The 12,595-nt window shown below is 40.0% G+C and carries 11 protein-coding genes, 1 tRNA gene and 1 pseudogene; 3 read left to right on the forward strand and 10 right to left on the reverse strand.

From position 1 onward, the window contains the following. Window positions 1-14: 14 nt before the first annotated feature. The 5 genes from R2S57_RS06555 to R2S57_RS06575 all read right to left on the reverse strand — a co-directional run bounded on the left by R2S57_RS06555 (window position 15) and on the right by R2S57_RS06575 (window position 6,972). Window positions 15-3,317 carry a TonB-dependent receptor gene (locus R2S57_RS06555; RefSeq protein ID WP_316844250.1) on the reverse strand — a complete coding sequence of 1,101 codons (3,303 nt, stop codon included), beginning with the start codon at window positions 3,315-3,317 and terminating at the stop codon, window positions 15-17. Between the two features lie 161 nt (window positions 3,318-3,478). Continuing rightward, window positions 3,479-4,426 carry a FecR family protein gene (locus R2S57_RS06560; protein ID WP_316844251.1) on the reverse strand — a complete coding sequence of 316 codons (948 nt, stop codon included), beginning with the start codon at window positions 4,424-4,426 and terminating at the stop codon, window positions 3,479-3,481. 63 nt (window positions 4,427-4,489) lie between these two features. After that, on the reverse strand, window positions 4,490-5,053 hold the full coding sequence (locus R2S57_RS06565) for an RNA polymerase sigma-70 factor (RefSeq protein ID WP_316844252.1): 564 nt from the start codon (window positions 5,051-5,053) through the stop codon (window positions 4,490-4,492). A gap of 290 nt (window positions 5,054-5,343) precedes the next feature. Beyond that, the gene (locus R2S57_RS06570; protein ID WP_316844253.1) at window positions 5,344-6,348 is read right to left on the reverse strand and encodes an LLM class flavin-dependent oxidoreductase; all 1,005 of its coding nucleotides are present in this window, start codon (window positions 6,346-6,348) and stop codon (window positions 5,344-5,346) included. Window positions 6,349-6,489: 141 nt separating this feature from the next. Beyond that, window positions 6,490-6,972, reverse strand: coding sequence for a GNAT family N-acetyltransferase (locus R2S57_RS06575; RefSeq protein WP_316844254.1), 483 nt, complete (start codon window positions 6,970-6,972; stop codon window positions 6,490-6,492). 248 nt (window positions 6,973-7,220) lie between these two features. On the opposite strand from R2S57_RS06575, the gene R2S57_RS06580 reads away from it, so the two are divergent. Beyond that, on the forward strand, window positions 7,221-7,823 hold the full coding sequence (locus R2S57_RS06580) for a hypothetical protein (protein ID WP_316844255.1): 603 nt from the start codon (window positions 7,221-7,223) through the stop codon (window positions 7,821-7,823). A 66-nt stretch (window positions 7,824-7,889) separates the two neighbouring features. On the opposite strand, the gene R2S57_RS06585 is transcribed toward R2S57_RS06580, so the two are convergent. After that, entirely contained in the window at window positions 7,890-9,491 is a 1,602-nt protein-coding gene (locus R2S57_RS06585; RefSeq protein ID WP_316844256.1) for a S41 family peptidase, read from the reverse strand. A 282-nt stretch (window positions 9,492-9,773) separates the two neighbouring features. Here R2S57_RS06585 and R2S57_RS06590 point away from each other — a divergent pair, with 282 nt between their 5' ends. After that, window positions 9,774-10,130, forward strand: a complete 357-nt coding sequence (locus R2S57_RS06590; protein WP_316844257.1) for a DUF1801 domain-containing protein — start codon at window positions 9,774-9,776, stop codon at window positions 10,128-10,130. 17 nt (window positions 10,131-10,147) lie between these two features. Then, window positions 10,148-10,591, forward strand: a complete 444-nt coding sequence (locus R2S57_RS06595; protein ID WP_316844258.1) for an SRPBCC domain-containing protein — start codon at window positions 10,148-10,150, stop codon at window positions 10,589-10,591. Between the two features lie 54 nt (window positions 10,592-10,645). Here the strand turns inward: R2S57_RS06595 and R2S57_RS06600 are convergent, their stop codons facing one another. The 4 genes and pseudogenes from R2S57_RS06600 to R2S57_RS06615 form a co-directional block, all read right to left on the reverse strand. Beyond that, window positions 10,646-11,578: a HipA domain-containing protein gene (locus tag R2S57_RS06600; RefSeq protein ID WP_316844259.1), complete on the reverse strand. Its 933-nt coding sequence runs from the start codon at window positions 11,576-11,578 to the stop codon at window positions 10,646-10,648. After that, window positions 11,571-11,831 (reverse strand): annotated as a pseudogene (locus R2S57_RS06605) (HipA N-terminal domain-containing protein); the annotation flags it as partial. The pseudogene R2S57_RS06605 and the gene R2S57_RS06600, both read right to left, overlap by 8 nt. A 61-nt stretch (window positions 11,832-11,892) precedes the next feature. Next, complete coding sequence (locus R2S57_RS06610; protein WP_316844260.1) at window positions 11,893-12,150, reverse strand: helix-turn-helix transcriptional regulator; 258 nt, start codon at window positions 12,148-12,150, stop codon at window positions 11,893-11,895. Between the two features lie 173 nt (window positions 12,151-12,323). Then, window positions 12,324-12,396 (reverse strand) — tRNA-Phe (locus R2S57_RS06615). Between the last annotated feature and the right edge of the window lie 199 nt (window positions 12,397-12,595).

The following is a 12,595-nucleotide window of genomic DNA, read 5'->3' on the forward strand; positions in this document are numbered from 1 at the left end:
GTTTTGATTGATGATTATAGATTTACACTTAAACCAAGGATAAAGCTTCTTGCCTGTGGATAACGGCCAACATCCAGTCCGTTATTATCCATTCCGATTTCCGGATCGAAGCCCGAATAATTTGTAATGGTAAAAAGGTTGTTTGCCGTGGCATAAACCCTTACTCCTCCGGTTTTCAATTTATTGGTAAGCGATTTTGGCAAACTGTAACCTAGCGTTACATTTCGGATACGCAGATATGAGCCATCTTCAACATAAAAATCGGAAGCATTGAAGTTTCCATTGGCATCACTTGTCGAAATAATCGGCACTTTACCACCTGGGTTCTCTGGCGACCAGGCATCAAGAATACCGACCAGTTTGTTGTATGATGGTCCGCTGGCACTGTATGTGGTTCGTTTTACGGCATTAAACAGTTTATTGCCTTGCACACCCTGAGCAAAAATATTGATGTCGAAATTTTTGTAGCTGGCATTAAAACTCAAACCATATGAAAAATCAGGATAAGCGCTACCGGCAAAATAACGGTCGTTTCCATCTATCGATCCATCGCCATTGATATCCACGAATTTAAAATCACCTGCTTTTGCATTCGGCTGAATTTTAGTTCCTTTTGCATTTTTATAATTATCAGCTTCTGCCTGGCTTTGGAAAATACCATCTGTTTTTAATACATAATAACTGTATAATGGTTGACCTACCCTGATGGTAAGTGGCGCAAGTTCGTTACGGAAATTGGTTCCCACGGCAATGTTTTCCAATCCTGGTGCCAGTTCCTGTACTTTGTTGTTGATTTTGGTTAAGGTCGCATTTACAGAATAGGTAAAAGCTGCATTTTTATCGCTATTATAGGTTAAACCCAGTTCTATACCTTTATCTTTTACAATACCGGCGTTAACGGTCTGGGTATTTAAACCTGCTGTTCCAGGCAACGAACGGGTCAAAATCATCTTATTGATTTCTTTTACAAAATAGTCGGCATTCAGACTTAATCTGCCCAGAACGGCTACATCAATCCCTAAATTGGTCTGTTTTGATTCTGCCCATGTTAAATCTTTATTGGCCAGAACCGTTTGTACATAACCATTTTGCAAGGTTGGTGTTTGCCCGAAATAACTTTGAGTAGGACTTAACAATGGATTTACTGCAGAAGCATTTAGCGAACCTAAATTACCCAGTATACCATAACTAGCCTTTAGTTTCAGTTCGTTTAACCAGGATGCATCTTTAAGAAAATCTTCCTTACTTACTACCCATCCCAGTGAAGCTGAACCATAATTTCGGGTTCTGTTATTTTCACTCAACAAGGATGATCCATCACGACGGCCAATTAACGATACCAGGTATTTTTCTTTATAGTTATAATTGGCCCTAAAAAACAGGGAAGAAAGTGCCTGAGCATACATGGCACTGGCTGAAGGTTGTATCACTGTTGCATTAACCAGGTATCTGTACTGAGGAGATTCGTCATCAAAACCAGCGCCAGAAGCTGATAGGCTGCTGCTTTTTGTTCTCTGAAAAGAATAACCACCGGTAAGATCGAGCTGGTGGCTACCAAAGCTCGTTTTATAACTCAATACCTGCTCTGCAAGGAAATCATTATTGCGGCTACTGCTTTCCTGTAGGCTGTTGCTCAATACTGGTTTTCCTACCTCAGGCCTTTTGGGCGTAAAACTTTTAAATGCAGCATCTGATTTGGTGATACTTAGATTAGACCTAAAAGTTAAGCCTTTCACCAATTTAACATTAACATAAGGATTAACCACCAAAACATTTACAGGGTTATTGATATCGATGCGTTGTAAATCGGCAACAGGGTTTACGATATCACCATAATCTCCTGCATATTGTCCGCCTGGTAAACCTGCAAAACTGCCATCGGCATTGTAAGGCGTTCCGTTGGTTGGATAATAAATTGCCGAAAGTAAAGCACCTGTATAATCGCTGCTGGTATTGGCGCCATTTCCATTGGTACTGCTGTACGATAAATTTTCACCTACTTTTAACCAATTGGTCACTTCATGTTCGGTATTGATCCTGAAATTATAACGTTTGGTCTGGGTATTTAAAACAATGCCCTCTGCATTGCGGTAATTAAAACTTAAATAATAATTAGATTTTTCACTACCACCGTTTATGGCAGCGTTATAATCCTGTACCATTCCATGTCTAAAAACTTCGTCCATCCAGTTGGTGCGTGTTATCTGTCCGTCAGGGTATTTCGAAGCATCAAAAGCAGGCAATATAGTGGTACCACCGTTTTTGGCTGCAGTTGCCGCCACCTGGGCACGTTGCTGGGCATTTAAAGGTTCTAATTCTTTCCATACACTTTGTTGTCCAACTTTCGCATCAAAACTGATCTGCATTTTACCACTTTTACCTTTTTTAGTGGTGATCAATACGACACCGCCTGAAGCCCTTGCACCATAAATAGCTGCCGATCCGTCTTTTAATACCGATATAGATTCGATATCATTAGGGTTAAGCTGTGGTGTGCCCGAAAAGATAGATCCATCGATTACATACAGTACACTTTCTCCATTGATACCGCCAGCACCACGGATATTGATACGTGGTGTTGAAGTAGGATCGCCACCCTCGTTGGTAACGATTACCCCAGGCGATTTTCCGGCAAGTACCTCTCCTACACTATTCAGTGAGCGCGAGGAAAGTTTGTCCAATCCAACAATGGTAATTGCGCCTGTTAAGGTTTCTTTTTTCTGCGTACCATAACCCACTACCACTACATCGGCAAGCATAGAACGTTCTTCGCTCAATACCATATTGATGACCGGACTTTCACCAACTTTTACTTCTTTGGTACGGTAACCGATCATCGAAAATGAAAGTACAGCATCGGCACCCACTTCAATGCGGTAAGCACCATTGCCATCGGTTATGGTTCCACTTTGTGTACCCAAAACTTTAACCGAAACGCCTGGTAAAGAAACTCCGGAAGAATCGCGTACCACTCCGGTTACAATACGGTCGGGTTTATTCAAAACCGCATTGTTTAATATCACATAAGCGCCTTTTTCCAAAACCTGTAAACCTAGCCTATCGAGCAATGATCTTACGGGCTCTGTGGTGAAATCGCCACTTACAAACATATTTTTCTGCTGCAGCTGGTCGGGATTATATACAAAGCTAAGCCCTGTGCGCGACTCAATTTCTTTGATAATTTCGGTCATTTTACGGCCTTTGCTGATCGTAATGTTAACCGTAGTTTTCTCTAGCTTTTGCGCCATACCAGCCGAAGCGAGGATTGAGCTGCAAAAAACACAGAGGATTGTAAATGTTAAACATGCGTATTTCATGATCTTATAAAGAGCTGGTGTCCTCTTATGGGAGGTTGTTTTCATTGTTTGATTTTATTTATTTGTAAAGCTTTAATTATGCCGGCGCCAATGGCCGGAAAGAAAAATGACGGCAACTAATCTGATCAGTACCGCAGACGATTTCTATATCATATCTTATCTCATTTGTATATATTAAATGTTTTATGATTTTTTGATCCGTTAAATTTGAGGTGATGGAGGCTACAGATGATATCCAGAATCTCTTCTGGCGATTGCCTGCTGCTAAAAGTAGCTGTGCTTTTAAGTTTGCTCAAAGTGCTGTCGCTCAGCGAAATTTTGATGCTGTATATATACTGGAGTTTGCTGATTACCTGCTCCAGGGTAGCACCATCAAAAGCAAGCTCTATAAAGGCCGTAGTTTTCATTTTACGGATGGCTGCACGGCCTGCATTTTTATCGTAGGTTAAAAACTCATCCTTAATCAGCGTTCCCAGATTTCCTTTTTTGTTGCTTACCGAAACTTTTCCGGTAACTACTGCAACCTCGATATGTTTGCTGGCCTGGTAAGACCTAACCTTGAAGGAGGTACCCAGTACCCTGATATCAATCCCTGATGTAGTATGTACCGTAAATGGCCGTTTCTCCTGATGGGCAATATCAAAGAAAGCTTCACCTTCTTTTAATGCAATCTGGCGGTTGTTTGAGGCAAATACTTTGGGATAACTGATTTTTGCAGAAGGCCCCAACAAAATCACCGAGCCATCTGATAAGGTAATGCGCTTCCGTTCTGCACCGCCCGTAGTTACGGTAAGCTGATTTCCATTCGAACTAACCGGCGCACTGAGTTTCCAAATGCCCAGACCCACTGTAATGATGATGATTATGGCCGCTGCAATCCTGACAAAAGACTGAAGTTTGAATACTTTGTGGTGTTTGGTTTTTTGCTGCATGGCCGCCTCAAGATGAGCAAACATCTGCGCTCCTATTGCTGCTTTGCGGTCTGCAGCCAGTTCAACATTCTCCTGATGGAGCGCGGCATACCACGATTCAACTTTATTTTGTTCTTCCGGATTTGCCTGCTGATCGAGATATTTCTGCAGCAGCTCCTTTGCCTGTTCTTCTGTCATTTAAATACATGTCAGTTGAAAAGCAGGTTGGTACTAACCAAAAATGTTATCGATACATTAACTTTATGTTAAGCCAATCAGCGCAGCGATGAACAGGATGTATGAAAGACTTTTTTTGAGCAGTTTCAGAGCTGCCGAGATCTGATTTTTTACCGTTTGTACAGATACATCAAGTTCTGTGGCGATTTCTTTGATGGATTTTTCCTGTTTACGGCTCATCGAAAATACCAGTTGCATTTTCTCTGGTAAGCGCGCTATGGCGGCATCTACTTCTAAATGAAGTTCTTTTAAAATCAGTTTATCATCCGCGGCAACAGTATGTTGTTCATCCATAAGTGTGCTAAGTGCAGTTTGGTGCTGCGCTTTAATACTACCCGACCTGAAATAATTAATCACTTTGTATTTTACTGCGCCATGTAGGTACGCACCCATACTTCCAGTCAGGCTAATGGCTGTCCGGTTTTCCCAAAGGGAGATAAAAATTTCTTGTGTAATATCCTGTGCGAGTGCCGTATCACCCGTTTTTTTTAGGGCAGCATCAAAAACGTCCTCCCAGTAAGCCTGGTAGATTTCTGCCATAGCCTCATGGTTTCCCCGTTGTAAAGAAGAAAGTAATGAATTGTCCAAGGGATGCTGTTTTATAATGGACAAAGCTAACGGCCCAATATTCCCTTAGTATTAATAAATCTTAAAGAGTAGAAGTTACTGATGTAAAATGGACAATGGGTAGGATTCCGCGTGCATCAACAATACCTGCAGGAAACATCATACGGATGGTTTCCCGCAGATTTAAGAGATTGTCGCAGCGCCTGAATTGGTTGAATTCTGTGTCCTCTCTGATCTTTTCACTATGAACCCGGTGGTTAATGATGAAAAGATCAGATAGAAAACCGATGCTCGAAATGACGACTTGTCTTTTACCCAAATAAGCCCGCAAAAATTTTATTGGAATGTAATTTTGCCTGATGATCGTAGATATGCGAGGTACTCATGATCTCATTTACACCATACTTCGCCACAAAAGCTTCTAAATTTTCTTTGATGCTTTCGGCACTGCCGATAAAAGAATAATACAACATCTGTTCCACTGCTTCTTTTTCCATACGGTCCCAATACTGATTGATATCGTCTATTGCAGGTTTTAACAGTTCTCTTTTACCTGTAATTACCCCCAGGAACATGCGTTTTACCGAACTCGATAAACGGTCGGCCTCTTCATCGGTATCGGCAGCAACTACATTTACACAAGCCATTACATAAGGTTCTTGTAAAAATGCCGATGGCTTGAAATTATTTCTATAAATAGAAATCGCCTGTTCGAAATAGGCTGGTGCAAAATGACTTGCAAAAGCATAAGGCAGTCCTTTTTCAGCAGCTAAACGTGCACTATCGGTACTCGATCCTAAAATCCAGATCGGAATATCCAATCCTTCTCCAGGGATAGCCCTTACACTTGCCCGGTTATTACCCGCAGAAAACAATTGCTGTAAGCGCTCTACATCTTTTGGGAAATTATGGGCAGCATTAAAATTTTCGCCACGGATAGCCATTGCCGTAACCTGATCGGTGCCAGGCGCCCTGCCCAAACCTAAATCGATCCGGTTAGGGTAAAGCGAAGCCAATGTACCAAACTGTTCGGCCACGATTAAAGGTGCATGATTCGGCAACATAATACCTCCCGAACCTACACGGATACTATTCGTTCCTCCGGCAATGTAACCGATAAGCACAGCTGTTGCCGAACTGGCTACACCTGCCATATTATGGTGTTCGGCAAACCAGTAACGGGTGTAACCTAAACTTTCAGATTGTTTTGCCAGATCGAGACTGGTTTTGAAAGTATCTGCTGCAGTATAACCGTCTAAAACGGTTGCAAGATCGAGAACGGAGTAAGGTATATTCTTTAATAAGGTATCAGCCATAAATCAAAAAGATAAAATCTAGGCTGCAAAAATATCCTTAATTAGACCAACTCCCGATTATCTCAGACATATATGACCTTGAACCAACACTAAAACATTGCGGTGATAAAACAGAGCTCTGTTGATTAAAAAAGGTAATGATTAAAGCACCAGCAACATCCAAACATTACAGGCAAAATGACCTGAATTGCCCAAAGGAGCGGATAACCTTTTAAATCCTGTTTTTTCATACATTGCAATAGCAGTTGTAAGTTCAGGAAACGATTCGAGGTAAATTTCATTATAACCAAAGTGCTGGGCCGATTCAATACTTTTCTCCATGAGCATTTTGCCGATACCTTTTCCACGCGAGGCTGCTGATGTATACAATTTAACAAGTTCTACACAGCCAGCAGGCAAACCTTCGGTTGGATAAATACCGCAGCCGCCAATAATAACCCCATCCTCTTCTGCAAGCCAATAAGCAGATTGAGGGTGCTCAAAAACAGTTGATAAATGATCTGTTGTGGGGTCAGTATAAACCGTACCAGGTCTGTCGATCTTAAATTCCCGTAAAATCGTTCTGATCATCTCTGCTGTAGCCGCATTATCTTCTGCAGCTATTTTTCTAATGGTAACGGCCATATTGTTTAACTTTTTTCGGTAAAGTTAATGGTTTAGGTTGAAGGTTGGTTAACTCCCTAGCGTTGGTTAACTGTATAAATCGGTTAACTGGTTAATTGCGGGATTGATCTCAGTTAACCAGGTTCAACAACTAACCGATTAACCATTCCCCCTCGGTTAACCAGTTTCAACAGTTAACCGATTAACCATTCCCCGCAATTAACCTAAGCGATCTGAAATAGTTTTACTATTTTGGCGTTATGAATAACATGAAAGAAAAACTATTGCTTTTACTGGTTACCATCAGCATTTTTGGTTGTGGGGTAAACAGGCAGGCACAGCAGATAAAAGCCCTCGAAAACTGCACCTATAAAATTACGGGGGTACAACAGGTAAGTATTGCAGGAACCGATGTAAAAAAATTAATGGATCAGCAGAGTTTCAGCTTAACCAGTTTGCCGGGCGTGGCTTTGGGTTTATTAAGGAAAGACATCCCATTAAGGGCCAATCTGAATTTAGAGATCACAAATCCATCAAGCAGTTTAGCGGCGATCAATCAATTCGAATATAAAATATTGGTGAATAATACTGATCTCGCAGGGGGTACGGTGAACCAGAACGTAAGCATTGCACAGGGGCAAACCGTTACCGTTCCGGTTCAATTGGTGAGCAATATCTACGGACTCATTTCAAACGGGAATGTTTTTAACGATATCATCAAAGCTGCCCAAAGGGGTGCCTCGGCTAAAGATGAAAAACTGGGTTTATTAACCATTAAAATAAAACCAACCTTTATGTTGGGCAATACGCCGGTTAAATACCCTGGCTACATTACCATCAATAAAGATATTAGCAGTAAAATATTGCTTTAGGGGCTAATGCATACAAAAAATGCCCTGTTAACTCATGTTAGCAGGGCATTTTTGTTTAAAATCTTATTAGAATTTTTTATCAGGTGTCATCACCATGCCCTTAAATCCTTTTGGATCTAATTTTTCATCCACTGCTTTTAGCTCCGCTACAGATAATTTTGATGGCATTACAGTTGCCGTAGCCCTTAAACTTGCCGTTTTTGTCCCTGTAGTGACGAAATTTCCCGCTTTGGCATATAATAAAGCGTAAGCCAACAGGGTTTCTGTTTCATCGCCCCAGGCCTTAGTTAAATCCTCCGGAGAAACTTTATCAACCGTTAGGCCAGAATAGTAACCACCAACGCCAAGTTTATTTTTGGTTTCAAATTCCGGAATATACATATCCACCTTATCTATTCTTATTGGAAAGAAACCAACTGGTTTCCCATAGGTGGTGCTGCCAATTAATTTTACATCCATTACCGGTTTCAAACTGTTAATCGTAAGCTCACTTGCAGATGCGGTAGATCCTGTTACAAGAAAATAAATCCTGTTTAAGGCTAAAGATCCTGATTTCGCAAATTTCTCAATGTTATCCGCAGCTGTTGGGGAAAAATCTAAATCCGCATAAGTGGCATACGCTCCGTTTACACCGGAAGTGAAGGTCTGTAATTTACCGGCATCATCAAGCAGGGGCTGGTGTGCCAAAACAGAGGCCTTCCGCTGTGCACTGGTAATCGATTGAAGATAGCTATTGTAATAAGAGGTAAACATGGTATTGCCAGTTTCGCCTGCTGGTGCTGCCAAATTAATAATCTGTGTAGCAGTAGAAACATAACCGCCACCGTTATAGCGTAAATCAACAATCAGTTCACTTACACCCTGTGTAGCGAAACTGGCAAAAGCGGTATTCAATTCTGCAGAAACATTGTTGGTAAAACTATTGAAAACAATATATCCCACTTTTTTTGTATTAACTGTATAAACATGTGTATATAAAATGGGGTTGACAGTATAAAGGCTGCTGCTTACAACCGCCGTTTTTGGATTGCCGTTAATATCATTAAAAGCCAGGGTTATAGTTGGATTGGTGCCAAAAATGGCACTATTTAAAAAATTAACAGCAGTAGGATAAGTAAGATCTGTTCTTCCATTTACACTCGTTAACCTACAGCCACGCGTTAAGCCCTGCTGCGCAGCTGGTGAGTTTGGATAAACATATTTAACCCTCAGATCTGTATCGTTATTATACTGAACAGAAAAACCATAATCATTTGCCGAGCCGTTTACATCTGCTTTAAGCGCCCCTGTTTTACCAGTGGTAGCTGCATTATAATCAAAAAAGGAGTACTTTGGCTCTCTAGCATTACTCACATATTCGTATGGTTTCCCAGTTAATGGATCCATTGAATATTGTGTCATGGCGTATAACTCCGTTTCGTTCGAACTAAAATCACGTGGCTTAAACACCTCATAAGTTGGTAATGAAGTATTCCAATAATAAAGTTCCTTACCATATAAAAAGATCGAATCCTTAGTCAGTTCATCCCGGGTTCCAGAGGGAGTAGTTGTTGTGGTAACTGGAGGGCTTACAGGCTCTGGCTCAACATTGTTCTTTTTACAGGCAGTAACCATAGCCAAGCTTAAAAACACTGGTATCGCCAATAGGGTGAATTTGTTGTTTCTCATAAATTTTTGTAAAAGCATTATTAATACATACGAATTAGTCGATGGTTAAGTTGTTCGAAGTTAAATTTGTTTACCAATAAACTAAATTTAATTCAAAATATTGTTTAGACAAACATATGTACCGTCCAATTATGTAAATCTACCGATTAAATTACTTTATTCTGGGATCATTATGTTAAAATACATTAAAATCAAAAGTCCTTATGCCCCCATAAATTGTCGCCTTTGCACCGCTTAATTCAATCAAATCCTGTGCAAATTTGTTATACTAAATTATCAGTTATGAGCATTACGAAAGTCAATACTTTTATGGATCAGCTTGATCATCCTTTAAAAAAGGAAATGGAAAGAGTGATCGATATCATTAGCACTGCGAACCCGAAAATCGAAAGCGACATTAAATGGGGCGGACCCAGTTTTAAGTACAAAGAAGATATGGCGACCTTAAGCCCTAAAATTAAAAACTATGTAGTCGTAGTTTTTCATAAAGCATCTTTGCTGAATGATGATTTCGGATTTCTCGAAGAGCAGACAAAGGGAAAAGCTTACGCCAAATTTTATAATATGGCAGATGTAGAGAAACACGAACAGGCTTTGAAAAAAGCTGTAAATGCCTGGGTAAACTTAATGGAAAATTGATAAAAAAATAAAAAACCATGGAAAAGATTGAATTTAAAACCACAATTAACGCCACAGCAGAAAAAGTTTGGGATGTTCTTTTTGGCGTAAAAACCTACCCAAAATGGACTGCCGTTTTTGCGGAAGGATCACAGGTAAAAACCGATTGGAAAAAAGGAAGCAAAGCATTGTTTCATGATGGCAAAGGAGATGGAATGGTAGCGGTTATCAAAGAAAATATTCCTAATAGATATATGTCTATCAAGCACATTGGCGAAATAATGGATGGTAAGGAAAAGTTACACGACTGGGGCGAATCGCTAGAGAATTATACGCTAACGGAAAAAGATGGTAAAACGGAACTGCTCATCGACATGGGAATTACCGAAGAGTGGCTTGACTATTTTGAAAAAACCTGGCCGAAAGCTTTGGATAAAGTTAAAGAAATAGCCGAAAAGCCAGATGACCACATCGAAACATAAAAATAACGAGCCTCTTATCAAATGGAGGCTTTTTTTACAATAGTTTCCTTACGACTATAAACTCTTTAACCGGCCTGTCCGCTCTATCCAGATCATTTTATATCTTTCCTTATACGCTAAAGAGAGGAAAGAACTGTCTATCATATCGAATACCTGACTTGAGTGGATGGTAAATTTATCAATCACTCTTTTAAATACTTTATCACTAAGTCCGAGAGTTATCGCTAGATTTTCAAAATCTTTTAATTTAATATTTACTCTACGACCGCTTAGAAGTAAAGCCATATCATCTTTATCGGCAGGAAAAACCAGTGCGCTATTGATTAGGTCGTATGCAGGAGAAAGATTAATCTGATCTCTTGAGTAAAGAATAGAAAAATTTTTCATGTGCATGTCATTGTTTCCACTTAAAAAAGAAAAAACAAGGATTTCAAAATAATTGGTTAGGTCCAATCCATTGTTCGTACAATACAGATTGATCAATTTACCACAACGCTCATAGGAGCTATGGTATTTCTGCTCTGTTTGAAAGCCACCAAGCTGACAAAAATCTTCCATATGTATTTTTGTTTTCCCCACCCTATCGAACCTTTTGGCTACATAGGCAAGCTTCCCGCCCAATACAGGTATCAATGCATGCCCACAGGTCCTTATTTTGAACAACCCAGCCAAATGCATAGTCAGATCTTCTACTTCTGGCATAAATGCAATTGCAGCGTTCTGTGGCTTTAATATGTATTTTCCCCAGAGTCCTACTATCGTCAATCTTTTACCCGTGCCTATATTTTCCAGATCCAGTGATAATTTAGGTTGCACCCCTGTTACCGCAATCCGTTTATTTACAGTTTCCTGCGCAAGATCATCCAGCAACTGCTGATCAAGTTTAAGGTCAGGTAACTCAGCTGTTCCAAAAAACTTTTTACAACAGGCTGCATGATAACGCTGTGTTCCTTCCAGCGCTTTATAACAAAAAAAGCAATTAGCCATTTTCTTCCTCCATTGGCAAAACAGTTACTGCACTTATAGTATCCCTGCAAAGCGTAATCAACAATTCAAACCGGTCTGACCCCTTGATCTTCCAATGGGTACGTGCAAGGTTCAAAAGCCACCCCTCAGGGATCAGCCCATCGAAAAAAGAAAAAAGGATTCGGCTATTGTAAGGATATTCACTTAGAGGCAATGTTTGACTTATCGGTTTTGAATGCTCACTTTTTAAATAAGCCATATCGTAAACATAACTGTAACCGTTATCGTTCTTTTAGAGATAACCTGCCAATTGTTCGCTATAAAAAATTTTTGCCTTATTGATCATGTTCTGGTTCTTTATCTATTACACCGAGCTGCTTTCCGAACATTTTCAACACATCGTTCACTTTATCAAGCTGAACGGTTGGTTTACCTCTTTCTAATTCGCGGAGAAAACGCAGCCCAACGCCCGCTTTAAACGCAAGCTCTTCCTGAGATAAACCATTTTTTTTTCTTGAGGCTCGTATAAATGTTATTATCGGATCCATATTAAAATACCCTTTCGGGTACAATATAGTGATTTCTACAATCAAACAATACCCTTTAGGGTATAAAAAAGCTATAAAAATCCAAAAAAGCACCCGTACGGGTACAACAAAGGCAAGAGGCAAACAAATTATACCCGAAAGGGTATATAATGAGTTTAAAATCGCGCATATAAATTTTAAACCAAAAAAGCCTCACATTTCTGTAAGGCTTTTGGAAGTGGTGCCACCTGGATTCGAACCAGGGACACAAGGATTTTCAGTCCTTTGCTCTACCGACTGAGCTATGGCACCCCCTTTTGGGAATGCAAATGTAGTATTCTTTTTCTCAAATCCAAAAAAGGATTCCAGGTTTTTTCTTCAAATCAGCACCATTAAGCCACATCCTTTTGATAAGCAAGAAGATGCATTGAAAAAATATTTTTATTCCTGGAGATTCTGATTCATCAAAAAATGCGTTTCCTTCAATCCCCCTTCACTAATTGTTAAATAT

The organism is Pedobacter psychrodurus, from assembly GCF_032678585.1.
Taxonomy (GTDB): domain Bacteria; phylum Bacteroidota; class Bacteroidia; order Sphingobacteriales; family Sphingobacteriaceae; genus Pedobacter; species Pedobacter psychrodurus_A.

Coding starts and splice junctions, on each gene's coding strand:
- R2S57_RS06555 (WP_316844250.1), bottom strand. CDS start 3,317: ATGAAATACGCATGTTTAACATTTACAATCCTCTGTGTTTTTTGCAGC.
- R2S57_RS06560 (WP_316844251.1), bottom strand. CDS start 4,426: ATGACAGAAGAACAGGCAAAGGAGCTGCTGCAGAAATATCTCGATCAG.
- R2S57_RS06575 (WP_316844254.1), bottom strand. CDS start 6,972: ATGGCCGTTACCATTAGAAAAATAGCTGCAGAAGATAATGCGGCTACA.
- R2S57_RS06595 (WP_316844258.1), top strand. CDS start 10,148: ATGGAAAAGATTGAATTTAAAACCACAATTAACGCCACAGCAGAAAAA.
- R2S57_RS06570 (WP_316844253.1), bottom strand. CDS start 6,348: ATGGCTGATACCTTATTAAAGAATATACCTTACTCCGTTCTCGATCTT.
- R2S57_RS06600 (WP_316844259.1), bottom strand. CDS start 11,578: ATGGCTAATTGCTTTTTTTGTTATAAAGCGCTGGAAGGAACACAGCGT.
- R2S57_RS06590 (WP_316844257.1), top strand. CDS start 9,774: ATGAGCATTACGAAAGTCAATACTTTTATGGATCAGCTTGATCATCCT.
- R2S57_RS06585 (WP_316844256.1), bottom strand. CDS start 9,491: ATGAGAAACAACAAATTCACCCTATTGGCGATACCAGTGTTTTTAAGC.
- R2S57_RS06580 (WP_316844255.1), top strand. CDS start 7,221: ATGAAAGAAAAACTATTGCTTTTACTGGTTACCATCAGCATTTTTGGT.